The 21,518-nt window shown below is 57.9% G+C and carries 21 protein-coding genes and 2 pseudogenes; 14 read left to right on the top strand and 9 right to left on the bottom strand.

The window, feature by feature from the left end:
• Positions 1 to 332: 332 nt before the first annotated feature.
• Positions 333 to 2,030 (top strand): long-chain-fatty-acid--CoA ligase FadD1, encoded by a 1,698-nt coding sequence (gene fadD1, locus EJA70_RS25845; RefSeq protein WP_158834505.1) that lies wholly within the window; start codon positions 333 to 335, stop codon positions 2,028 to 2,030.
• A gap of 121 nt (positions 2,031 to 2,151) precedes the next feature.
• Here the strand turns inward: fadD1 and EJA70_RS25850 are convergent, their stop codons facing one another.
• A complete protein-coding gene (locus EJA70_RS25850; RefSeq protein ID WP_008082340.1) occupies positions 2,152 to 2,529 on the bottom strand; it encodes a hypothetical protein in 378 nt (125 codons plus the stop codon).
• Between the two features lie 199 nt (positions 2,530 to 2,728).
• Between EJA70_RS25850 and EJA70_RS25855 the strand changes: the two genes are divergently transcribed.
• The 3 genes from EJA70_RS25855 to def all read left to right on the top strand — a co-directional run bounded on the left by EJA70_RS25855 (position 2,729) and on the right by def (position 4,578).
• On the top strand, positions 2,729 to 2,920 hold the full coding sequence (locus EJA70_RS25855; protein ID WP_008082339.1) for a CsbD family protein: 192 nt from the start codon (positions 2,729 to 2,731) through the stop codon (positions 2,918 to 2,920).
• A gap of 165 nt (positions 2,921 to 3,085) precedes the next feature.
• A complete protein-coding gene (locus tag EJA70_RS25860; protein ID WP_008082338.1) occupies positions 3,086 to 4,036 on the top strand; it encodes a YihY/virulence factor BrkB family protein in 951 nt (316 codons plus the stop codon).
• Positions 4,037 to 4,038: 2 nt separating this feature from the next.
• Positions 4,039 to 4,578, top strand: a complete 540-nt coding sequence (def, locus tag EJA70_RS25865) for a peptide deformylase (protein ID WP_158834507.1) — start codon at positions 4,039 to 4,041, stop codon at positions 4,576 to 4,578.
• An 81-nt stretch (positions 4,579 to 4,659) separates the two neighbouring features.
• Here the strand turns inward: def and EJA70_RS25870 are convergent, their stop codons facing one another.
• Positions 4,660 to 5,067, bottom strand: coding sequence for a GNAT family N-acetyltransferase (locus EJA70_RS25870; RefSeq protein WP_158834509.1), 408 nt, complete (start codon positions 5,065 to 5,067; stop codon positions 4,660 to 4,662).
• A 324-nt stretch (positions 5,068 to 5,391) separates the two neighbouring features.
• On the opposite strand from EJA70_RS25870, the gene EJA70_RS25875 reads away from it, so the two are divergent.
• The 6 genes and pseudogenes from EJA70_RS25875 to EJA70_RS31470 form a co-directional block, all read left to right on the top strand.
• On the top strand, positions 5,392 to 6,333 hold the full coding sequence (locus EJA70_RS25875; protein WP_158834511.1) for a fatty acid desaturase: 942 nt from the start codon (positions 5,392 to 5,394) through the stop codon (positions 6,331 to 6,333).
• 140 nt (positions 6,334 to 6,473) lie between these two features.
• Positions 6,474 to 7,265: a phosphate/phosphite/phosphonate ABC transporter substrate-binding protein gene (locus tag EJA70_RS25880; protein WP_158834513.1), complete on the top strand. Its 792-nt coding sequence runs from the start codon at positions 6,474 to 6,476 to the stop codon at positions 7,263 to 7,265.
• Positions 7,266 to 7,430: 165 nt separating this feature from the next.
• Entirely contained in the window at positions 7,431 to 7,958 is a 528-nt protein-coding gene (locus EJA70_RS25885; protein ID WP_158834515.1) for a sigma-70 family RNA polymerase sigma factor, read from the top strand.
• Positions 7,955 to 8,968 (top strand): ABC transporter substrate-binding protein, encoded by a 1,014-nt coding sequence (locus EJA70_RS25890; protein WP_158834517.1) that lies wholly within the window; start codon positions 7,955 to 7,957, stop codon positions 8,966 to 8,968. Before EJA70_RS25885 ends, EJA70_RS25890 begins: the two co-directional genes overlap by 4 nt.
• 582 nt (positions 8,969 to 9,550) lie before the next feature.
• Positions 9,551 to 10,327: pseudogene (locus EJA70_RS31465) on the top strand (PAS domain-containing protein); the annotation flags it as partial.
• Positions 10,328 to 10,438: 111 nt separating this feature from the next.
• A pseudogene (locus EJA70_RS31470) lies at positions 10,439 to 10,870 on the top strand (methyl-accepting chemotaxis protein); the annotation flags it as partial.
• A 76-nt stretch (positions 10,871 to 10,946) separates the two neighbouring features.
• On the opposite strand, the gene EJA70_RS25900 reads toward EJA70_RS31470, so the two are convergent.
• From EJA70_RS25900 to EJA70_RS25915, 4 genes are all read right to left on the bottom strand, one after another.
• Complete coding sequence (locus EJA70_RS25900; RefSeq protein WP_158834521.1) at positions 10,947 to 11,333, bottom strand: hypothetical protein; 387 nt, start codon at positions 11,331 to 11,333, stop codon at positions 10,947 to 10,949.
• A 181-nt stretch (positions 11,334 to 11,514) separates the two neighbouring features.
• Complete coding sequence (locus EJA70_RS25905) at positions 11,515 to 12,066, bottom strand: hypothetical protein (protein WP_158834523.1); 552 nt, start codon at positions 12,064 to 12,066, stop codon at positions 11,515 to 11,517.
• A 152-nt stretch (positions 12,067 to 12,218) separates the two neighbouring features.
• The gene (locus tag EJA70_RS25910; RefSeq protein ID WP_158834525.1) at positions 12,219 to 13,643 is read right to left on the bottom strand and encodes an MFS transporter; all 1,425 of its coding nucleotides are present in this window, start codon (positions 13,641 to 13,643) and stop codon (positions 12,219 to 12,221) included.
• 125 nt (positions 13,644 to 13,768) lie between these two features.
• Positions 13,769 to 14,209, bottom strand: coding sequence for a PACE efflux transporter (locus tag EJA70_RS25915; protein ID WP_158834527.1), 441 nt, complete (start codon positions 14,207 to 14,209; stop codon positions 13,769 to 13,771).
• Positions 14,210 to 14,331: 122 nt separating this feature from the next.
• Here EJA70_RS25915 and EJA70_RS25920 point away from each other — a divergent pair, with 122 nt between their 5' ends.
• Positions 14,332 to 15,210, top strand: a complete 879-nt coding sequence (locus EJA70_RS25920; protein ID WP_158834529.1) for a LysR family transcriptional regulator — start codon at positions 14,332 to 14,334, stop codon at positions 15,208 to 15,210.
• A gap of 5 nt (positions 15,211 to 15,215) precedes the next feature.
• Here EJA70_RS25920 and EJA70_RS25925 read toward each other — a convergent pair whose 3' ends face one another.
• Positions 15,216 to 15,872, bottom strand: a complete 657-nt coding sequence (locus EJA70_RS25925) for a hypothetical protein (protein ID WP_218574218.1) — start codon at positions 15,870 to 15,872, stop codon at positions 15,216 to 15,218.
• 217 nt (positions 15,873 to 16,089) lie between these two features.
• Positions 16,090 to 17,121: a LacI family DNA-binding transcriptional regulator gene (locus tag EJA70_RS25930; RefSeq protein ID WP_158834531.1), complete on the bottom strand. Its 1,032-nt coding sequence runs from the start codon at positions 17,119 to 17,121 to the stop codon at positions 16,090 to 16,092.
• Positions 17,122 to 17,336: 215 nt separating this feature from the next.
• Here EJA70_RS25930 and EJA70_RS25935 point away from each other — a divergent pair, with 215 nt between their 5' ends.
• Positions 17,337 to 17,870: a gluconokinase gene (locus tag EJA70_RS25935; protein ID WP_007917804.1), complete on the top strand. Its 534-nt coding sequence runs from the start codon at positions 17,337 to 17,339 to the stop codon at positions 17,868 to 17,870.
• 82 nt (positions 17,871 to 17,952) lie between these two features.
• Positions 17,953 to 19,308: a GntP family permease gene (locus tag EJA70_RS25940; protein WP_158834533.1), complete on the top strand. Its 1,356-nt coding sequence runs from the start codon at positions 17,953 to 17,955 to the stop codon at positions 19,306 to 19,308.
• A 171-nt stretch (positions 19,309 to 19,479) separates the two neighbouring features.
• Here the strand turns inward: EJA70_RS25940 and alaC are convergent, their stop codons facing one another.
• The gene (alaC, locus tag EJA70_RS25945; RefSeq protein ID WP_158834535.1) at positions 19,480 to 20,697 is read right to left on the bottom strand and encodes an alanine transaminase; all 1,218 of its coding nucleotides are present in this window, start codon (positions 20,695 to 20,697) and stop codon (positions 19,480 to 19,482) included.
• 139 nt (positions 20,698 to 20,836) lie between these two features.
• Here alaC and EJA70_RS25950 point away from each other — a divergent pair, with 139 nt between their 5' ends.
• Positions 20,837 to 21,499, top strand: a complete 663-nt coding sequence (locus tag EJA70_RS25950) for a LysE family translocator (protein WP_158834537.1) — start codon at positions 20,837 to 20,839, stop codon at positions 21,497 to 21,499.
• Positions 21,500 to 21,518: the final 19 nt, after the last annotated feature.

The raw sequence follows: 21,518 nt of genomic DNA on the forward strand, positions 1-21,518 counted from the left end.
AAGATCGCAGCCTTCGGCAGCTCCTACAGGAAACACATCCCATGTAGGAGCTGCCGAAGGCTGCGATCTTTTGCTTCTAAGCCCCAAAATCCGGGGCTTTAAAAGTGTTCTAGGATCTTTGCTCTAAAATGACCGCTAACAAGTCTTGAGTCACGAACATGACTGTATGGGCCGCTTTTGGCTCTAGTCGACCCTTGGCAAAGCTGCTACTCTCGGCGCGCTTTGTGACTTCTCGGCCTATCTAAAAGCCAGATTCACCAATACAAAACAAACACCAATAATAATCGCATCAAATGCGGTGAAGAATTCGCGTTGCTGAGGAGTGGGCTTCCATGATCGAAGACTTTTGGAAGGATAAGTACCCCGCTGGAATTGCTGCCGACATCAATCCAGACGAGTACCCGAATATTCAGGCAGTGTTGAAGCAGTCCTGCCAACGCTTCGCCAACAAACCGGCTTTCAGCAACCTGGGCAAGACAATCACCTACGGTGAACTGTACGAATTGTCCGGTGCGTTTGCCGCGTATCTGCAACAGCATACCGACTTGCAGCCCGGTGATCGAATCGCTGTGCAATTGCCCAACGTTCTGCAATACCCGGTAGCCGTCTTCGGTGCCATCCGCGCCGGGCTGATCGTGGTCAACACCAACCCGCTGTATACCGCGCGGGAAATGGAACACCAATTCAACGACTCCGGTGCCAAAGCCCTCGTTTGCCTGGCCAACATGGCGCATCTGGCCGAAGCCGTGGTGCCGAAAACCGGCGTCAAACACGTCATCGTCACTGAAGTTGCCGACCTGCTGCCGCCGATCAAGCGCCTGCTGATCAACAGCGTCATCAAGTACGTGAAGAAAATGGTCCCGGCCTATCACTTGCCCAAGTCCGTCAAATTCAATGACGTGCTGAGCAAAGGCCAGGGCCAGCCTGTGGCCGAAGCCAATCCGCATAGCGGCGACGTTGCGGTGCTGCAATATACCGGTGGCACTACCGGCGTTGCCAAGGGCGCGATGCTGACCCACCGCAACCTCGTCGCCAACATGCTGCAGTGCAAGGCGCTGATGGGTTCGAACCTCAATGAAGGTTGCGAGATCCTGATCACGCCGCTGCCGCTGTACCACATCTATGCGTTCACCTTTCATTGCATGGCGATGATGCTGATCGGCAACCACAACATCCTGATCAGCAACCCGCGCGATCTGCCGGCGATGGTCAAGGAACTGTCGAAGTGGAAGTTCAGCGGTTTCGTCGGCCTCAACACCTTGTTCGTGGCGCTGTGCAACAACGAAGGTTTCCGCAAGCTGGACTTCTCGGCGCTCAAAGTCACCTTGTCCGGCGGTATGGCCCTGCAACTGGCGGCTGCCGAGCGCTGGAAAGCGGTGACCGGCTGCTCGATCTGCGAAGGTTACGGCATGACCGAAACCAGCCCGGTGGCCACGGTCAACCCGATCCAGAACATCCAGATCGGCACCATCGGCATTCCAGTGCCGTCGACCCTGTGCAAAGTCATCGACGATGCCGGTGTCGAGCAGCCGCTGGGTGAAATTGGCGAGCTTTGCATCAAGGGCCCGCAAGTGATGAAGGGCTACTGGCAGCGTCAGGAAGCCACCGATGAAATGCTCGACAGCGAGGGCTGGCTGAAGACCGGTGACATCGCGCTGATCCAGCCGGACGGCTACATGCGCATTGTCGATCGCAAGAAAGACATGATTCTGGTCTCCGGTTTCAACGTTTATCCGAACGAACTGGAAGACGTGCTGGCGACTCTGCCGGGCGTGTTGCAGTGTGCGGCGATCGGCGTGCCGGACGAGAAATCGGGCGAGGCGATCAAGATTTTCATCGTTGCCAAACCGGGTGTCACCCTGACGAAAGAGCAGGTGATGGATCACATGCGTGCCAACGTCACGGGCTACAAGGTGCCGCGTTCGGTGGAATTCCGCGATGCGCTGCCGACCACCAACGTCGGCAAGATCCTGCGCCGCGAGTTGCGTGATGAAGAGCTGAAGAAGATCAAGGCCAAGTCCGCCGCCTAAACCAAAAAGCCCCGCAGATGCGGGGCTTTTTGTTGCAGATCAAAAGATCGCAGCCTGCGGCAGCTCCTACATTTTGGAATGCGTTCCCTGTAGGAGCTGCCGCAGGCTGCGATCTGTTGATTTACTGACGGAACGGCGCGAAATTCACGTTGGTCCCCGCCGGACGCATGTCCTGCAGATACGAATCCTTGTCCGCACTCAATTCCAGGCTCAACGCCGCTTTGCGCTTGCCTTCATTGCGAATCACCAGCCCTTCGAGCTTTTCACGCAAAAACACCGTTGGCACTTTCAGGTGCAGCAGTTCGTCGGTGGCCGGCGTGTGCATCAGCAGGTGAATCCACTCGTACTGACCAATCGCCAGACGCGACACCGGCAGGTCGAACCACCAGATGTTGCGGTTGCGGTTCAGTTCGGCGAAGTGGCAGTTGTTGGTGCCGAGCACAGCGCCACCCAGTTCCTTGTTTCTACGGGCGATGGCGAGCGTTTTATCGAGTTTCATAACATTCCTGCGGGATCGGTTCATTGGCGCACGGCGCCCATATGTTGCGCATTCTCGGGGCAATGCACACAAACATAAAGCCCAACCTGCTCGTCGCGACGAAATGATCCGGCGAAAAATAAATGAAACTTGGCGCAAACCCGGCCGGTCAATCATTACGTACTGACTTTTCCCCCTAATTGCACCAAGGAGAAACACCATGAGTAGCACAGGCGATAAAGTAAAAGGCATGGCCAACGAAGCGGTCGGCAACGTCAAGCAAGGCGTCGGCAAAGCCACCGACAACACCAAGCTGCAAGCCGAAGGCAAGATTCAAGAGAAGAAAGGCGAAGCCCAGCAAGCAGTCGGCAAAGCCAAGGACGCGGTCAAGAAAGGCGTCGACAAGGCGTAATCCAGCCTTGAACGAAACACACGAACGGCCATCCAAGGATGGCCGTTTTTGTGTCGGAATCCTGCTGACACCCGGCAAGGTTCGCCAAACAGGCTACCTTGATGTAAAAAACGGCCCCTGAGTCGCCACGACTTCAAACCTGTATAGCGGCGAAAGGAGACGCGAATGATATTTCCGGACATGAAAGGTCTGCCCCTGCACCGGGTGATGGTGCGCACGGTCACTGAATTCGTCGATGACGAAATGTCGACCTACGCCTCGGCACTGGCCTACCAGATGCTGTTCTCGCTGTTCCCGTTCATCCTGTTTCTGATCGCCCTGATCGGTTTCCTGCACCTGCCGGACTTCTTCTCCTGGCTGCGCCTGCAATCGGAACTGGTCTTGCCGCCGCAGGCACTGGAGCAAGTCAATCCGGTGATCGACCAGCTGCAGCAATCCAAGGGCGGTCTGCTCTCGGTCGGTATCGTTATCGCTCTGTACACCGCCTCCGCTGGCGTGCGCCTGATGATGAGCGCGATGAACGCCGCGTATGACGTGGTCGAAGGGCGGCCGATCTGGAAGCGTTTCCCTCTGTCGATATTTTACACCGTCGGCATTGCCGGCATGTTGCTGGTGGCCGCCGCGTTGATGGTGCTCGGGCCGCAAGTGATGGGCTGGATTGCCGCGCAGGTTGGTCTGGAAGAAGTCATCGTGACCATTTGGACCATCGCGCGCTGGCCGGTGATCGTGATTCTGATGATGGTTGCCGTGGCACTGATCTACTACGTGATGCCCGACGTCAAACAGGAATTCCGCTTCATCACGCCGGGCTCGGTATTGGCCGTGGTGGTGTGGATCATCGCCTCGTTGGGTTTCGCGTTCTACGTGAAAACCTTCGCCAACTACAACGCGATGTATGGCAGCATCGGGGCGATCATCGTGCTCTTGCTGTACTTCTACATTTCCGCCGCGGTGCTGCTGCTCGGTGCGGAAATGAACGCGGTGATCGAGCACATGTCCAGCGAGGGCAAGGATGCGGGCGAAAAAGTCCCCGGCGAACTCGATGAACAACCCAAACAACACGTCTCGGGCCTGGGCCGCGATCACTCGCTCAAGCCGGACACTGACGAAGTCTGATCATGATCCGTGAAATTCTCAAAATGGGCGACGAGCGCCTGCTGCGCATCGCCCCACCGGTGCCACCGGAGATGTTCAACAGCCACGAGCTGTGGCAACTGATCGACGACATGTTCCAGACCATGGAGAGTGTCGGCGGCGTTGGTTTGGCTGCACCGCAGATCGGGGTCGATCTGCAACTGGTGATCTTCGGTTTCGAGCACAGCGAGCGTTATCCGGACGCCGAAGCGGTGCCGCAGACGATCCTGATCAACCCGCTGATCACGCCGTTGAATCCGTTGATGGAGGAGGGGTTTGAAGGGTGTTTGTCGGTGCCGGGGTTGCGCGGTGCGGTGGACCGTTATCAGCAGATTCGCTACGAAGGGTTTGATCCGAAGGGCGAGCCGATTGTGCGCGTGGCTTCGGGGTTTCATGCGCGGGTGGTGCAGCATGAATGCGATCACCTGATCGGCCGGTTGTACCCGTCGCGCATCACCGACTTCAGCAAGTTCGGCTTCACCGAAGTGATGTTTCCGGATCTCGATCCCACGGTTGACGATTAACCAGAATCAAAAGATCGTAGCCTTCGGCAGCTCCTACAGGGATAGGTGTAGGAGCTGCCGAAGGCTGCGATCTTTTGATCTTCACCCCAGGCCCATTGCAATCATCGGCTTGCTCCGCGCATAGCGGCTCAATCGCTCTGCCATCGCTTGCGGCAGGGCGGGGTCATAACTGAACCCGCGCCGCTCATAAAAACCACGCAAGTCCGGATGGCAGAACAGCCACACCGGCTCCGTCACATCCTGCACCGCCGCCGCAATCAATTGTGCGGCAAGCCCTTGCTCTCGGCACTGCGGATCAACGAACAACCCCGTCAACCAATGCCCACCCGCCACCGGCCGCAAGCACAACGCCGCCACAATCTCGCCCTGTCGCGCCACCCACAATTGCGCCTCGCGCACCGCTTTCATCGACGACTGGTGGCTGCGGTAAAACTTGTTCATCAACGGCCAATGTGACGCGTCGAGCAGGCTGTACTGAGTATCGGGCATGGGGTCTGACTGTCGGTGGGCAAAGCGGCGATTATAAAAGAACGCGGGCCTGTGGATAGGTGTATACCTGACCTCACATCCCCTGTGAGTGGAGTACGCATCATGTCCAAAGGTATGGATTCAAAAAAAGCCGCGAAGAAGAAACCGGCCAAGACCGCCATTGAAAAACGTGCGGAGAAGAAGGCCAAGAAAGTCGACATCTTCGGTCACTGATCACGCCTTTCGGAAGCCCGGTTCTCGGGCTTCCCTGTTGATCGAAAATAATCTGCAAGATTCTCGGTGGTCGTTGCACAGAAAGGGAAGGAACCCGCAGAGAGCAACGCCATGCCCCATTATTTCGACGCCGCCCACCGGCAACACATCGAAACCCTGCGCCAACGCTTCACTGCCCGCACCGAATGGCCGACCTGGTTGCTGCTGATCGCGGTGTATGGTGGCTGGTTTGCCATCCTTCTCAATAGCCATAGGCTCGGTCTCGGCCTGAGTACGTTGTTGCTGATTCCGCTGCTGGTGTTGTGGCTGTCGGTGCAGCACGAATTGCTCCATGGCCATCCGACCCGCTCCAAAGCGCTGAACAAAATCCTCGGTTATGCACCGTTTGCGGTGTGGTATCCGTACACGCTCTATCGCGACAGCCATCTGCTGCATCACCGCGACGAGGACCTGACCGTGCCCGGCGTCGATCCGGAAAGTCGCTACCTGAGCGCAGCACGCTGGCAGGGCCGTCCACTGTTCGCGCGCAGCCTGCACTGGCTGAACAAAACCGTACTCGGTCGCTTTGTGATGGGTGCGCCGCTGGCATTGATCGCACTGGCCACAGAAGAACTGCAACGGCTGAAAAACGCCGAGCGCCAGGCGTGGTTGATGTGGCTGACCCACGGCACGCTGACCTTATTGATGCTTGGATTTATCGCCCGTTTCAGTGCGCTGCCCGTGTGGCATTACGTGCTGCTGATCAGCGTGCCGGCACTGTCGATCGCGATGATTCGCTCCTACTATGAACATCGTCCACACGCGCAACCGCAGCAGCGCAGCGTGCTCAACGAGGCCGCGTGGCCGTGGCGCTGGCTGTTTCTCAACCTCAACTTTCATCTGGTGCACCACGATTTGCCGGGGTTGGCGTGGTACGACTTGCCCAAGGTCTACTGGCGACATCGCGAGCAGTGGCTGGCGCGCAGCGGCGGGTTTCTGGTGCAAGGGTACGGGCAGTTGTGGCGCGAGCATGGCATCAAACCAATCGACAGCCCCGAGCATCCCTATCACTGAGCCAAAACCACCACCATCCCCTGTAGGAGTGAGCCTGCTCGCGATAGCGGTCTGTCTGTGACATCTACTGTGCATGACCCACTGCTATCGCGAGCAGGCTCACTCCTACATTTGGACATTCGTTGTCAGGGAATATGTGAATGACCCAACACCACGCCGAACTGCTCATGTACACCGCCCCCGAGCCCATCCGCGTGGCCAACGAGCGCTGGCTCGCGCGCATCCTTGAGCACCTCGGCCACACACGCCTGAACGCTGAAGCCCTGTCACTGCCCGAACTCTGGCTATCCCCCAATTTGCTGCTCACACAAACCTGCGGTTATCCATTGATGACAGCGTTAAAAGGCCAGGTTCGAGTGATCGGCCGCCCGCGCTACGAACTCCCCGATGCCAGCGCCGGCAACCATTGCAGCCTGATCCTCAGCCGCGTCGATGATCCACGTAAAACCTTGCCAGCCTTTCGCCACAGCCGCGGCGTGATCAACAGTGACGACTCCAACAGCGGCATGAACCTGTTGCGTCAATGCCTCGCCCCGCTGCACAGGGATGGACGGTTTTTCTCCACGGTCGGCATCAGTGGCGGACATCGCGAGAGCCTGCGTTGGCTGCGTGAGAAACGTGCTGATCTGGCCGCCATCGACAGCGTCACCTTCGCCTACCTCGCGCGGCATGCGCCTGAGGAAGTCAGGGGATTACGTGTGATGGCGCGCAGTGCGTTCAGTCCGACCTTGCCTTTTATCACCGTTGCCAGTGCTACGGATGAGCAGATAGAGCGGCTGCGGCAGGTGATGAATCAGTCGTTGCACGAACTGCCGGATGTTGTGCAAACGTTGGGATTGCCAGAGGTGTTGGCGGTGGGTGAGGGGGATTATCTGGTGGTGCTCGACTATGAGCGTGAGGCGCAGGAATTGGGGTATAGCGGCTTGCGTTGAAAGATCGCAGCCTTCGGCAGCTCCTACAGGCTGCGATCTTTTGATCTCATATTTATAAAACGCATATAAAAATGATATTTAAATATTATTAATGCATAAGGCGCTTTGCTACGATCGCGCCACCGGAACACCGGACATTCAGCGACCCCTTACCCAGGAGCCCCTATGTCCGGCGCCGACCTTTCTCATCGCCAGCACCTCGACGGTCTGTTCCGCGCCCATCACCACTGGCTCTGCGCCTACCTGCGTGGTCATCTGCGCGACGCCGCCAGTATTGAAGACATCGCTGCCGAAACCTTCGCGCAACTGCTCGAAGCCCCTGCTCTGCAAGCGATCCGCGAACCCCGCGCACTGCTGACGACCATTGCCCGGCGCTTGCTCTTCCAGCGCTGGCGCCATGCCGATCTGGAGCGGCGGCATTTGCCCTCGATCGAGACGCAAACCAGCGCATCCCCGGAAGACATCGCGCACTTCAGTCAGGCACTGTCTCGCCTTGATCACAGCCTGCAGCGGCTGCCCGGCAAAGTCCGCTCGACCTTTCTGCTCGCGCGCATCGACGGCCTGACTTACCCGCAAATCGCCGCTGAACTGGGCATCTCGCAACGTTCGGTCAGCGTCTACATGAGCCGTTCCCAGGCCCTGTGCGATCGCCACAACGCCCATCAATTCCTACAAGAAAAGAGGTCTGCATGAGATCGATCAAAACCCTGCTCGGCCGTTCGATGCTGGCGCTGAGCCTGAGCGTCGGCGCCGCCTCGGCGGCTGATAAAGCCGCGCCGATTCACTTCGGCGATATCACCTGGGAGAGCGGCAGTTTCATCACCGAAGTGCTGCGTCTGATCGTTGAAAAAGGCTACGGCTACCCGACCGACACATTGCCTGGCAGCACCGTCAGCCTGGAGGCAGCGCTGGCCAAAAACGATATTCAGGTGATCGGCGAAGAATGGGCCGGGCGCAGTCCGGCGTGGGTCAAAGCCGCTGCCGAGGGCAAGGTGTTTGGCCTCGGTGACACGGTCAAAGGCGCGACCGAAGGCTGGTGGGTGCCGGAGTATGTGATCAAGGGCGACCCTGAGCGCGGGATCAAGGCGTTGGCACCGGAGCTGAAATCGGTGGCGGATCTGCCGCGCTACAAAGAGCTGTTCCGCGATCCGGAAGACCCGAGCCGCGGACGTTTCCTCAACAGCCCGACCGGCTGGACCTCAGAGATCGTCAACAGCCAGAAGCTCAAGGCGTATGCGCTCAACGACAGCTTCGTCAACTTCCGTACCGGTTCCGGCGCGGCGCTGGACGCTGAGGTGGCATCGTCGATCAAGCGCGGCAAACCGGTGCTGTTCTACTACTGGTCGCCGACGCCGCTGCTCGGGCGTTTCAAACTGGTGAAACTGGAAGAGCCGCCATTCGATGCCGAGGCCTGGAAAACCCTGGCCGATGCCAATAACCCCAACCCCAAGGGCACCCGCTCGATGCCGGCAAGCCTGGCAATTGGCGTGTCGGCGCCGTTCAAGGCGCAGTATCCGGAGTTGGTGACGTTCTTTGAAAAGGTCGATCTGCCGATTGATCTGCTGAACCAGACCTTGGCCGGGATGAGCGAAAAGCGTTTGAAGCCGAGATTAGTGGCGCAGGCGTTTTTGCGTGATCAGCCGCAGGTCTGGAAGCCTTGGGTACCTGCGGAGGTGGCGACCAAAGTGGCTGGAAGTCTGTAAGGCGTTTCTGTTGTTTTTGTAGTGTTTGTAATGGCCTCATCGCTGGCAAGCCAGCTCCCACAGAAATTGCGCTGATTTGCAGAAGCGCAGAATCCTGTGGGAGCTGGCTTGCCAGCGAAAGCGTCTGCCCCGCCAGCAATTCTCCCCGCGCTGAACCGATTCTTGTGCAAAAAGTGCCAGATACTGGCCGACTAGTGGCCTTGCGCAGGTCTTTGCACTGGCTATGCTTCTCGTAACTAACTATGTCGACCGTCATGTCAAAACATGGCTGAAACACATCGTTGGTCCGTGAATTCATGCTGCCAGAGTGCGCAAGTCAAGGCACCGACACTGAACCAACAAGGAGCATCTTGTACATGGAAGTTCTTCAACGCGTTAGGGCTGGCCCGCGTGCGGGCTATCAAGAGAAGGATGTCTTGATTAGAGCGTCGCTGCATGGACACTCCGATTGATCATCATTTATCACCTGACAACTTCCTCCCGTGGAGGAATGCGTGTGCCTGTTCTGTGGAACGTAGTGGTGGATCGTGAAAGAACTGAACTTTCATCAAATCAAAAGTCCGCGCGGAAGGTGATACAACCATGTTCAACCTACATCACAAGGCTGACCTGCAGGAAATCGAGCGTTTCAGCTGCGCCCTGACCGAAGCCAACGCCAAGTTGGCGGCGATCAGCCGTTCGATGGCAATGATCGAATTCAGCCCTGACGGCATCGTCCTGGATGCCAATGAAAACTTCTGCAAGACCATGGGTTACAGCGCTGAAGAAGTGCGCGGCAAACATCACCGGGTGTTTTGCGAAGAAGCGTTTTACCGCAGTGAGGAATACGCCAAATTGTGGCGCGACCTGGCCCGGGGTGAACCGATCAGCGGCACGTTTCTGCGCTTGAACAAGGGCGGCAAGGAAGTCTGGCTCGAGGCCAGTTACATGCCCGTCTACGGCCCGGATAAACAGGTCAGAAGTGTGATCAAAGTGGCGGCGGACATCACCGCCCGGGTCAACAAGGAACACGAAGAAGAAAGCATGCTCGCGGCGATCAGCCGCTCGATGGCGGTAATCGAGTTCACCCCGGACGGTAATGTCATCGCCGCCAACGACAACTTTCTGAAAACCATGCAGTACTCGCTCAACGAAGTCGTCGGCCATCACCACAGCCTGTTCTGTCATAGGTCTGAGTCCGAGTCGGCGCAGTACAAGGCGTTCTGGGCATCGCTCAATCGCGGCGAATATCACTCCCATCGTTTTGAGCGCAAGAACAAGTCCGGGCAGATGGTGTATCTGGAAGCCTCGTACAACCCGCTGTTCGACGCCAAGGGCCGCTTGTACAAAGTGGTCAAGTTCGCCAGCGACATCACCCATCAGATGACCACCCTGCAAAACGCTGCCGAATCGGCCCACAGCACCTCGGTGCAAAACGACGCCTGTGCGCAGAAAGGCTCGCAAGTCGTGCAGCAGACGGTGCAGATCATCCAGGACATTTCCCGCGACCTCAACGCAGCCGCAGTGAGTATCGATGCGGTCAGCAAGCAGTCGGACATCATCGGCACCATCGTCCAGACCATTCGCGGCATTGCCGATCAAACCAACCTGCTGGCACTCAACGCTGCAATCGAAGCGGCGCGGGCCGGCGAACACGGGCGCGGGTTTGCGGTGGTGGCGGACGAGGTGCGCAGCCTCGCGGCACGAACCAGCCAGGCGACGCTGGAGATTGTCGATGTGGTGCGCAAGAACCATGATTTGTCGTTGAGCGCGGTGTCGAGCATGCAATCGAGTTTGAGCCGCACCGGGCTTGGCGTGGAGTTGGCGAATGAGGCGGGGGCGGTGATTCAGGAAATCCAGCAGGGGTCACGGCATGTGGTGGATGCGATCAGTCAGTTCAATGAGACCCTGCAACTGAACTGACACTCTTAAGAAATAGTCATCCCCAGATAGAATGTTGTCTGGGGCTGGGGATGACATTTCCAATCTTTAGAGGCGTTTAATTTTTTCTTTGGGGGATGACTTGAATATCAATGGTGCCTTCCATTTTCCATTTTCGAGTATGTTGATCTTCGACAGTAACGGTGTAATTGCCTTCGTACCTTCCTTCGAGAAGATTAATTTTGATCAAACCGCTCAATCCCGTCGCTGCGAATTCGTAGCCCTCGGAATAACCAACATAAGCGTTGATGTCGTCTAATACGTATTCGCCATCGGGAAGAGGTGTCAAGAAGTCGAGTCGGAGGCTCCTGCCAGTAAGATCATTTGAGTGGATGCCAGAAGCGGGGATGGGTGGAGCATTTGGACTGGGCCTGCCTTCGCTAACGTATTCCGGCTTATCAGGGGCGCCGGCCAGCGAAAATTTGGCATTGAAGATGTTAGCCATGGATATCTCCTTATATCTGCAGTGAGGCGGGAATCTTATTGTTCCCGCCCCCGGATCATTGGCGTCACAGCCCTGGACGTCTACTGTCAGAAATTACAGGTAGCGTCGTTATCTGCCGCCATCCAGAAGAGCGGCCATAAAAAAAGAGCCCGTATTCAGGGCTCTTTTTTTGCAGACGACGTCAAAGCGTAGCGAGTAGTTTATCCGCCATCTTGTCGCTGTCCTTGACGTCGTTGACGTTTTCTTTCTCCGTTTGTGCCAATTGCATTTTGTCCTGCAGACGCTGGGCAATCTCTTTGCTGATCGCCAATTGTTTCTCCGGTGGCATGTTGGCGATGTCTTCCTCGGTAATGCCCAGGTCCTTGAGGATGCTGTCGCGCAGGCGCTGTTCCGGCGTCTTGCTCATGTAGTCCTTGAACTCGTCGGTGGCGCTTTTGCCGGCGACGGAAGTGGCATCGGTGGACTGCAGGTTGACGCGGGTCTTGGCGAACGCCTCGTCGACGTTATCGCTGATGCGCGTGGCTTCGCTGACTTGTTGGGTGGCAATCTGCGTGGCTGAAGCCTGCACCTTGCTGGTGGCTTCGGTGCTTTGCGTCTGTACCTGATTTTGCAGGGTTTGCAGCATCGCGCCATGCAGGCCGCCTTGCAGACCGGCCGCCGCCGTGGCGGTGGCGTCTTCGGCTAACCGCTTGGGCAGCGGCAGCACTTCCGATTGTTTGGCACTGACCAACATGATGAATTGACCTGTAGGTAATGACTGACGGCCATACCCAGCAAATACCATGCCCTTGGAATAAAACCTTTTACTTCAAGGGCTTGATCAGACTATTGGACGGGAGATCGGCCATTCTTTGCCGCTGGGTGGCAGGGGATCACCGCCAGGTTTCAACGATGGGCAATGTTTTCCAGCGCCAGATTGCGTGTGCGCGGGCCGAACCAGCCGATGGTCAGCATCACGATCAACATGCTGCTGGCAATGAACGCCAACACGCCCGGCGTGCCGAAGCTGTCGAGAAAAAAGCCGATCAACAGACTGCTGAACACCGTCGACAAGCGACTGAACGAATAGCAGAAGCCCACTGCCCGTGCGCGGATATTGGTCGGGAACAGTTCGCTCTGGTACGAGTGATAACTGAAGCTCAGCCACGCGTTGCAGAACGTGATCATCACGCCGCAAAAGATCAGCCCGAATGCGCTGGTCTGCAGGGCGAACAACGTGCCGAAGGTCATTGCGCCGAGGGCGGAGCCGACGATCTGCCATTTGTTCTCGAAGCGATTGGCGAACTTCACGAACAGCAACGGCCCGAGCGGGTAGGCGAGGGTGATGATGAAGGCGTACATCAAACTGTGCGTAACGCTGACCCCCTGACCGGAGAGCAACGCTGGCAACCAGTTGCCGAAACCGAAGAAACCGATGGCCTGGAAGATGTGGAAAACAATCAACATCAGTGCGCGACGGCGATAGGGTGGCTGCCAGATGTCGGCGAAACGGCCCTTGCCTTCGACATCGACCGGCACGGTTTCAGGAGCGTCCAGCGGCTTGCCGTGATCCTTCACGCATCGTGCTTCGATGCCATCGAGAATCCGGTTGGCTTCATCAAAGCGGCCATTCTGCGCCAGCCAGCGCGGCGATTCCGGCAGACGCTTGCGCAGCCACCAGATAAACAGCGCGAACACCGCGCTCGCCAACACCACCCAACGCCAGCCGGACACGCCGAACGGCGCCTGCGGCACCAGCCACCACGACATCAGTGCCACCGCCGGCACCGAGAGAAACTGCACGAAAAACGCGAAGGCAAACGCCGAACTGCGCATGCGTTTGGGCACCAGTTCCGAGAGGTAAGCGTCGATGGTCACCAGTTCGATGCCCAAGCCGATGCCGACCAGAAAACGCATGCCGATGATCCCCAGTGCGGAGCTCTGAATGCCCATCAACACCGTCGCCACGGTGTACCAGACCAGCGCGAAGGTGAAGATCGCGCGACGGCCGAAGCGATCCGCCAACGGGCTGAGCAGGCTGGCGCCGAGGAACAGGCCGAGGAACGTCGCCGAGGCAAACGCCGCCTGATCGGAGAATCCGAACACGCCTTGATTGCCGGTGGCGAAGATCCCGTCACGGATCAGGCCGGGGCTGATGTAGGCCGTCTGGAACAGGTCGTAGAGTTCGAAAAATCCACCGATCGACAGCAGCGCCACCAACCGCCAGATCGTCGCGACGGCCGGGAGGCGGTCGATGCGGGCGGACACTTGGGCGGCGCGTATCGGGTCGATGCCGTCGCTTTGCGCGGCGGCGGAGGCGTGTGCAGTCATGGGCAGGTCCATTTTTTATTGATGGAAAAGCTTAGCCTGCTATCGGAGTTTACGGATTGTGAATATCGGCGGTTTATCCGGATAAACCGCTGATTTCTCGCAATATCTGCTTACCATTTAACGATTTATGCCGCAGCCGCCGAATCGGGCAGCGCCGAGGCCGGCAAACCGAAAATCCGGTCAAACAGCCAGTTGAAGGCGAACGTGTAGCACGGGATGAAAATGATCAGCGCCAGATCCAGCAGAAACGCCTGCACCAGACTGATGTTCATCCACCAGGCGATCAACGGAATCAGGAACACGATCAACGTCAGTTGAAAACCCACGGCGTGGGCGATGCGGCGCTTGACCGTGCGCGTGCGCGACACCTGACGGCTTTCCCAGCGCTCGAACAGTGAGGTGTAAATGAAGTTCCAGGTTACGGCGATGGTGGTGATGATCACCGCCAACGGCCCGGTACTGCCTGGGGACGTGCCGGACAACAGCGCCAGGCCGAGGGCGGAGAAGGTCATGCCGATCAATTCGTAGAGCGATACGTAGACCAGTTTGCGTTTGACACCTTGCATGCGGTTTTGCCTCTTTCTTGCCGTTTGTTGGCCAGCAGGACTGGCGAAGGCGACGAAAGATAGCTTCAATAGTGCTGACAGAAAAAGTCAGTAGCTTTCAGATTTTTTGATAGGTTGGTTAAGTGAATTTCAATAGCGATAGCATCGAGTTGTTCCTGGCGGTAATCGAACGTGGCTCGTTTTCCGCTGCTGCGCGGGCCTTGGGCAAAGTCCCCTCGGCAGTGAGCATGGGCATTGGCAACCTTGAAGCCGAACTCGGTTATCTGCTGTTCGACCGCAGCCACCGCGAGCCGCAACCCACGGCGATGGCGCTGGCACTGGTGCAGCATGCGCGGCTGATCGCCGAGCAACTCAAGCAACTGCAAGTGCACGCGGTGGAGTTGTCGCTGGGGCTGGAAAGCAAGTTGTCGATTGGCGTGGTCGCAGACATTGACCGGCGGCGTTTGCTGGCGGCGATCAAGGTGATTGCCGAGCGCCATCCTTTGCTCGATATCGAAGTGCTGACAGCCCCGCAGGATGACGTGTTGGCGATGTTGCACAGCGGCCGGGTCAGCGTGTGCCTGGCGTTCGCGGGGTTGAGCATGAATGTGCTGGAGCGTTTTCAGTTTGTCGGCAGCGAACGGATGATCGCCACGCTGGCAGCGGACAGCCCGTTATTGCAGGGGCAGGATTTGTTCCTCGAGGATCTGGTGCATGTGCGGCAGATCATCGTCGCCAGTCGCGACTTGCCGATCAGTGAGACGCGGCCGTTGGTGGCGCAGTCGTATTGGCGCACGGACAGCCTGGAAACGGCGATGGAAATGGTCGAGGCGGGATTGGGCTGGGGCAATTTTCCGTTGTCGGTGGTGCAGCCGTTGCTCGACACGGCAAGGCTCAAGCGTTTGAGCTTCCGCAATATCGAGAACGGCCTGGTATTACCGGTGCATGCTGTCTGGCTAAAAAGCCAGCCACTGCAAAAAGGTGCGGCGGCGTTGGTGCAACTGCTGAGTCAAACTGGATAAATGCATCAAGGCCTTTTCAGCAGGTAATTATCCTGAAGCGTGTTGAGCACTTGATTGAAGCTGACAGCGTTGCGCCCCAGTTTGACCATGCGATCTTCAGGCAAGTAGCTGAACTTTACGTAGAGCAATTTTCCGGACGCTTTCTGGGTCTCGCTAAGTTTGTCGATGCCTGCCTTGAGACCGGTCAGGGTGCCGGGAATGCCTGCGATGTCACGCCACGCACCGCCACCCGGAATGAAGTTGGTCAGTTGCGTGACAATATCCGCCACGGCATCGCCTAAAGGGAACAAACCGGAAAAGCGGGTTTGAGGAACAAAAGGCGTAATACCCATGTAAATGTCGGGAAGTTGGCTGATGCGGTTTTCGATCTGTCTGTCTTTATGTTTGATCAGGAACTCGACGAGTTGTGTCGAAGTACCGATCAATACCAGCGATTGGACGCCGGCGCCGGTTTCGGAAAACAGATAGTTGTTGTTGCTGCCGGCAATGGCTTTCTTCAGTTCGCCACGATCGAGAATCACGCTGTAGTTACTGCCGGACTTGACGATGGCTGCAGGTGCGCGCCACAGGCCTGCGGGCTCGGCATGCGCAGTGGCGCAGAAGCCGACGAACAGCAGGCTGCTGCCAATCAGTGTGATCAGTTGTTTTATTGAGGTGTACATGGTTCTTCCTTGATTGAGTTTAAACGCGACTTCGGAACTTGGAAGTGCGTGCAAGGAATCTATAGAGCGAACGACAACAGCGGAAGGCGTAATTGATTGCAGTGTGTAAGTTGGGTGCAGTTTGTAGGTGGAACTTTCAACTCTAAATAGCGGTCTTTTAGTCTTTTATATAAAAGACCGCGGTGTTGCGGCGGTGCCGGTGAAGGTCTGTTGCCCGTCAGGTACTTTCGCGGACTTTCAGTTCGAAGCCCATGTCTTCAACCGGGCGTGCCACCGAGTTTCCGGCCATCAACGTCAACATCTGTTCCGCTGCACGTCGGCCAATCGCCTCGCGCGGGGTATTGATGCTGCTCAGGCGCGGGACCATGTGCTCGGACATCGGCAGGTCGTTGAAACCGAGAATCGCCACCTGCTCGGGAATTCTGATGCCGTTGCGCAACGCTTCGAGCAACGCCCCCTGCGCCAGGTCGTCGTTACCGAAGAAGATTGCATCGACGTCTGGATGCGCCGCCAGCAGTTGCAGGAACAACTCGCCGCCCAATCCCACCGACGACGCACGCGGCGTCAGCACTTCCAGATCCGGGTCATAACGCCCGGCCTTTTGCAGCGCTTTGCGAAAGCCCTCGCCACGCAACAACGTGCGCTGATCGAGTTGCGCGCCGATGTACGCCAGACGTTTGCGCCCACGTGAGAGCAAATGCTCTGCCGCTGTCTCACCGGCACTCAGCTGCGAGAAACCAACACAATTCACCCCGGCAGCACTGTCCAGTTCCATCATGTACACGCAGGGAATGTTGCTGGCCTCGATCATGCGCCGTGAACTTTCGGTGCGATCAAAACCGGTCAGCAGAAACCCTCGCGGCTGATAAGCCAGGTAGTTGCGCAGCAGGTTTTCTTCTTCATCGCGGGAATAGTGGAAGTTGCCGATCAACACTTCGAAGCCCTTGGGCGTCAGCACCCGATGAATGGCTTCCAGCGTATCGATGAACAACAGGTTGGACAGCGAAGGGATCAACACGACCACAGAATGGCTCTGCGCCGAGGCCAAGGCGCGGGCAGCAGGGTTGACCACATAGTTGAGTTCACTGGCGGCTTTCTGCACTTTTTCCACCAGTTCGGTGGCGACCGTGCTGACCCCACGCAAGGCGCGGGAGGCGGTAATCGGGCTGACACCGGCCAGGCGGGCAACTTCATTGAGGGTGGGACGGCCGGTGGTGCGAGTGTTTTTATCGTTTTTAGGGGTGGTCATCGACGGCTTGCCAAACAAAAATCAAGGCACTAAGGTAGCGCTGTCCTGATGCAGCTGTAAATGCGTAAGCGAGGTCCTGCCTGATCTTCGCTTTTTGGCGTTGGGCGCAAACCTGCTGCAACCCAAAAAAACGACAAGAAGGCGTCGGCAACTTCTGCCTGTGCACTAGAGTCATAGCTAGCAAAGGTAGCGCTGTCTGCGCGCTGAGGTGTTATATGAGTCATCCCATCACCGCCCTGGTCATCATGGGCGTTGCCGGTTGCGGCAAGACGTGCGTCAGCGAGGCCCTGTGCCAATTGAGCGGCGCCACTGCCATTGAAGGCGATACTTTTCATCCGGCCGCGAACATCGAAAAGATGAGCGCGGGGATCCCCCTGAACGACGACGACCGTGCCGGCTGGCTCGACAGCCTGTGCGATGAACTGCGTCGCGTCGATGCGTCGGGCAAACGCCCGGTGCTGACCTGCTCGGCCCTTAAACACAGTTATCGCGAAGTGTTGCGCAGTGCCTTGCCGGGCCTGGGTTTCGTGTTTCTTGAATTGACCCCTGAAGTTGCCGCTGAACGTGTGTCCCACCGTCCGGGCCACTTTATGCCCGCCACGTTGATCGAAAGCCAGTTCGCCACGCTCGAATCGCCCAAAGGCGAACCGCTGACGTTGGCGCTGAATGCTTCGATTCACAGTGTTGAAGAACTGGCGTCCCAGGCTCATGTCTGGTGGCAGGCCCACGGTCTGAAGCAGGCGGTATGAGTGTGTTGAAAGAGCTAGCGCAGTCCTCACGACTTCTGTTTAACCCGCTTTAATAACAACAACAATCCAGGAGACACCCCCAATGTTTGGCATGTCCCACGACGCCTACCTGCTGCTCGATGCAGTGGTCACGGTAATCGGCCTGATTATCCTGATTACCAAATTCAAGATTCACCCGTTCATTTCCCTGACCATCGCTGCCGCGTTCCTCGGTCTGACGTCGGGCATGCCGATCGGCACCATCATCAAAGCGTTCCAGGACGGCTTCGGTGGCGTGCTCGGTTTCGTCGGCATCATCCTCGCGCTGGGCACCATGCTCGGCAAAATGATGGCCGAGTCGGGCGGGGCGGATCAGATCGCCCAGACCTTGATCCGTGCATTCGGTAAAGACAAAGTCCAGTGGGCGATGATGTTTGCCGCGTTCCTGGTGGGCATTCCGCTGTTCTTCGAAATCGGTTTTGTCCTGCTGATTCCGCTGGTGTTCATCGTTGCGCGCCGCACCGGTGTGTCGATCATCAAGATCGGTATCCCGCTGCTCGCCGGCCTCTCCGCGGTGCACGGCCTGGTGCCGCCGCACCCGGGCCCGCTGCTGGCCATCGGCGTGTTCGGCGCGGACATCGGCAAGACCATTCTTTATGGTCTGATCGTGGCGCTGCCAACCGCGATCATTGCCGGTCCGATCTTCGGTACGTTCATCGCCAAGCACATTCCGGGCACGCCGAATCAGGAACTGGTCGATCAACTGGCCCGCGAAAACGACGACTCGACCACGCTGCCGAGCTTCAGCATCACCCTGATCACCGTGCTGCTGCCGGTGTTCCTGATGCTGCTGAAAACCTTTGCTGACGTCGCGTTGCCGGACGGTCACTTCTTCCGCACCTGGATGGACATGATCGGTCACCCGATCTCGGCACTGCTGCTGGCGTTGCTGCTGTCGCTGTACACCTTCGGGCACAAGCAGGGCATCGGTTCGCAACAGATGCTCAAGTGGCTCGACGCGAGCCTGGCGCCAACCGCCGCGATCATTTTGATCATCGGTGCGGGCGGTGGCTTCAAGCAGATGCTGGTGACCAGCGGTGTGGGCGACGTGATCGGCCACATGGCGGTCAGCGCGCAAATCTCGCCGATCCTGCTGGCGTGGCTGGTGGCGGCGGTGATTCGTATCGCGACCGGTTCGGCGACTGTGGCGACCATCACGGGCGCGGGCATTGTGGTGCCGGTGGTGGGGATGATTCCGGGGGTTAACCGTGAGTTGTTGGTACTCGCTACCGGTGCCGGATCGTTGATTCTGTCCCACGTGAACGACGCCGGTTTCTGGCTGGTGAAGCAATACTTCAACATGACCGTGGCCGAGACGTTCAAGACCTGGACGGCGATGGAAACCATTCTGTCGGTGGTTGCGTTGGGCTTTATCCTGCTGCTGTCGCTGTTCGTGTAAACAGCTTCTTGCAGACACAAAAAAACCGCAGCGATGCGGTTTTTTTGTGCCTGATGATTGATCGTTCCCACGCTCTGCGTGGGAATGCCTCAATGGACGCTCTGCGTCCGCTTTGGGACGCGGAGCGTCCCGGGCTGCATTCCCACGCGGAGCGTGGGAACGATCAGTGCGTCAGGCAGAGGTTTTCGGGGCCAGGCCATCGGCCCGGAACATCCCGCGAATGCCGCGCACAGCCTGACGAATCCGATCCTGGTTTTCGATCAGCGCAAAGCGCACGTGATCGTCGCCATACTCGCCAAACCCCACCCCCGGCGAGACGCAAACCTTCGCTTCAGCCAGCAGTTTCTTGGCAAATTCCAGCGAACCCAGATGCGCGTACTGCTCGGGAATCTTCGCCCAGACATACATCGAAGCCTTTGGATTCTCGACCATCCAGCCCAGTTCATGCAGACCTTTGACCAACACGTTGCGACGCTGGCGATACTGCTCGGCGATGTCGCGCACGCACTGCTGATCGCCTTCCAGCGCGGCAATCGCCGCGACTTGCAGCGGGGTAAAGGTGCCGTAGTCGTGGTAGCTCTTGATCCGCGCGAGGGCGTTGACCAGTTCCGGATTACCGACCATGAAGCCGATGCGCCAGCCCGCCATGTTGTAGCTCTTGGACAGGGTGAAAAACTCCACCGCGATGTCCTTGGCGCCCGGCACTTGCATGATCGACGGGGCTTTCCATCCGTCGTAGACGATGTCGGCGTAAGCCAGATCGTGAATCACCAGCACGTCGTACTGCTTGGCGAGGGCGATCACCCGTTCGAAGAAATCCAGTTCCACGCATTGTGCGGTAGGGTTCGACGGGAAGCCGAGGATCATCATTTTCGGCTTCGGAATCGAGCCGCGAATCGCCCGTTCCAGCTCATCGAAGAAATCCACACCGGGCACCAGCGGCACCGAACGCACTTGGGCACCGGCAATCACCGCACCGTAGATGTGAATCGGGTAGCTCGGGTTCGGCACCAATACGGTGTCGCCCTGATCCAGGGTCGCGAGCATCAAATGCGCCAGGCCTTCCTTGGAACCGATGGTGACAATGGCTTCGCTTTCCGGGTCGATATCGACTTCGTAGCGCTGCTTGTACCAGTTGGAAATCGCCCGGCGCAGGCGCGGAATGCCCTTGGATGTGGAGTAACCGTGGGTGTCTTCGCGTTGGGCAACTTGTACGAGTTTTTCAACAATGTGCGGCGGCGTGGCCCCGTCGGGGTTGCCCATGCTCAAGTCGATGATGTCTTCGCCACGACGACGCGCGGCCATCTTCAGCTCGGCGGTGATGTTGAAAACGTAAGGGGGGAGTCGATCTATGCGCGCAAAGCGGCGCGGCGAACCTTGTTCAGCCATTGTTGCCTCGGATAACGTAAGCGCCCGGAACCGTCCGAGCGACGCTGGTCACTGCGGTGACCTGTGGCGGAAGATAAGGTCAGTGATGGCATACTGTCCAGCCCGTTTGTAAACAATTTTGTCCCAAGGAAATCGGTAGATGGAATTCACCAGCGGCTTTTTGCTGAGCCTTTCGCTGTGCCTGGATATCGGCGTGGCCAACATCGCGATGATCACATTGGCGATGCAGCGCGGTTACTTTCAGGGCTTCGCGCTGGGCCTCGGCACTTGCGTCGGCGACTTGATTTACGCGGTGCTGGCGCTGGCCGGGATGACGGTGCTGCTGCAATACGAAACCGTGCGCTGGGTACTGTGGATCGGCGGCTCGGTGCTGCTGATCTACTTTGCGGCGAAGATGATTTACTCGGCGATCCATCACGAGGCGCAGTTGGCGGCCACGGCAGACGTGGGGCAGAACTCGTATCGCAAGGAGTTCTTCCGGGGGATTTTTCTCGCCATGTCGTCGCCGAGCGCGATTCTCTGGTTTGCGGCGGTCGGTGGCACCTTGATTGCCCGTTCTGGTGGTGGTGGCCCTCTGAGTTCGGCGTTGTTCCTTGGCGGTTTCCTCTGCGCGGGGCTGCTGTGGTCGGCCGGTTTGTGCTTCGCCGCGAGTCATGGCGGCAAGCTGCTCGGTGACAAGCTTCTGCGTTACTCCTACATGGCATCTGCAGCGATCTTCTGCTATTTCGCGGTGTACGTGATCGTATCTGGCTACAACGAGTTCGTCGGTTCAGGTGCCGTCGAGCAGTTGCACGCGCTGTAAACGTGCGAATTGGATTGGG

It is taken from the genome of Pseudomonas sp. PB103 (assembly GCF_009764635.1).
Classification (GTDB): Bacteria; Pseudomonadota; Gammaproteobacteria; order Pseudomonadales; family Pseudomonadaceae; genus Aquipseudomonas.

What these genes read in the sequence shown, in the direction of transcription:
- fadD1 (WP_158834505.1), top strand. Translation starts at nt 333, where the DNA reads ATGATCGAAGACTTTTGGAAGGATAAGTACCCCGCTGGAATTGCTGCC.
- EJA70_RS25850 (WP_008082340.1), bottom strand. Translation starts at nt 2,529, where the DNA reads ATGAAACTCGATAAAACGCTCGCCATCGCCCGTAGAAACAAGGAACTG.
- EJA70_RS25855 (WP_008082339.1), top strand. Translation starts at nt 2,729, where the DNA reads ATGAGTAGCACAGGCGATAAAGTAAAAGGCATGGCCAACGAAGCGGTC.
- EJA70_RS25860 (WP_008082338.1), top strand. Translation starts at nt 3,086, where the DNA reads ATGATATTTCCGGACATGAAAGGTCTGCCCCTGCACCGGGTGATGGTG.
- def (WP_158834507.1), top strand. Translation starts at nt 4,039, where the DNA reads ATGATCCGTGAAATTCTCAAAATGGGCGACGAGCGCCTGCTGCGCATC.
- EJA70_RS25870 (WP_158834509.1), bottom strand. Translation starts at nt 5,067, where the DNA reads ATGCCCGATACTCAGTACAGCCTGCTCGACGCGTCACATTGGCCGTTG.
- EJA70_RS25875 (WP_158834511.1), top strand. Translation starts at nt 5,392, where the DNA reads ATGCCCCATTATTTCGACGCCGCCCACCGGCAACACATCGAAACCCTG.
- EJA70_RS25880 (WP_158834513.1), top strand. Translation starts at nt 6,474, where the DNA reads ATGACCCAACACCACGCCGAACTGCTCATGTACACCGCCCCCGAGCCC.
- EJA70_RS25885 (WP_158834515.1), top strand. Translation starts at nt 7,431, where the DNA reads ATGTCCGGCGCCGACCTTTCTCATCGCCAGCACCTCGACGGTCTGTTC.
- EJA70_RS25890 (WP_158834517.1), top strand. Translation starts at nt 7,955, where the DNA reads ATGAGATCGATCAAAACCCTGCTCGGCCGTTCGATGCTGGCGCTGAGC.
- EJA70_RS25900 (WP_158834521.1), bottom strand. Translation starts at nt 11,333, where the DNA reads ATGGCTAACATCTTCAATGCCAAATTTTCGCTGGCCGGCGCCCCTGAT.
- EJA70_RS25905 (WP_158834523.1), bottom strand. Translation starts at nt 12,066, where the DNA reads ATGTTGGTCAGTGCCAAACAATCGGAAGTGCTGCCGCTGCCCAAGCGG.
- EJA70_RS25910 (WP_158834525.1), bottom strand. Translation starts at nt 13,643, where the DNA reads ATGACTGCACACGCCTCCGCCGCCGCGCAAAGCGACGGCATCGACCCG.
- EJA70_RS25915 (WP_158834527.1), bottom strand. Translation starts at nt 14,209, where the DNA reads ATGCAAGGTGTCAAACGCAAACTGGTCTACGTATCGCTCTACGAATTG.
- EJA70_RS25925 (WP_218574218.1), bottom strand. Translation starts at nt 15,872, where the DNA reads ATGTACACCTCAATAAAACAACTGATCACACTGATTGGCAGCAGCCTG.
- EJA70_RS25930 (WP_158834531.1), bottom strand. Translation starts at nt 17,121, where the DNA reads ATGACCACCCCTAAAAACGATAAAAACACTCGCACCACCGGCCGTCCC.
- EJA70_RS25935 (WP_007917804.1), top strand. Translation starts at nt 17,337, where the DNA reads ATGAGTCATCCCATCACCGCCCTGGTCATCATGGGCGTTGCCGGTTGC.
- EJA70_RS25940 (WP_158834533.1), top strand. Translation starts at nt 17,953, where the DNA reads ATGTTTGGCATGTCCCACGACGCCTACCTGCTGCTCGATGCAGTGGTC.
- alaC (WP_158834535.1), bottom strand. Translation starts at nt 20,697, where the DNA reads ATGGCTGAACAAGGTTCGCCGCGCCGCTTTGCGCGCATAGATCGACTC.
- EJA70_RS25950 (WP_158834537.1), top strand. Translation starts at nt 20,837, where the DNA reads ATGGAATTCACCAGCGGCTTTTTGCTGAGCCTTTCGCTGTGCCTGGAT.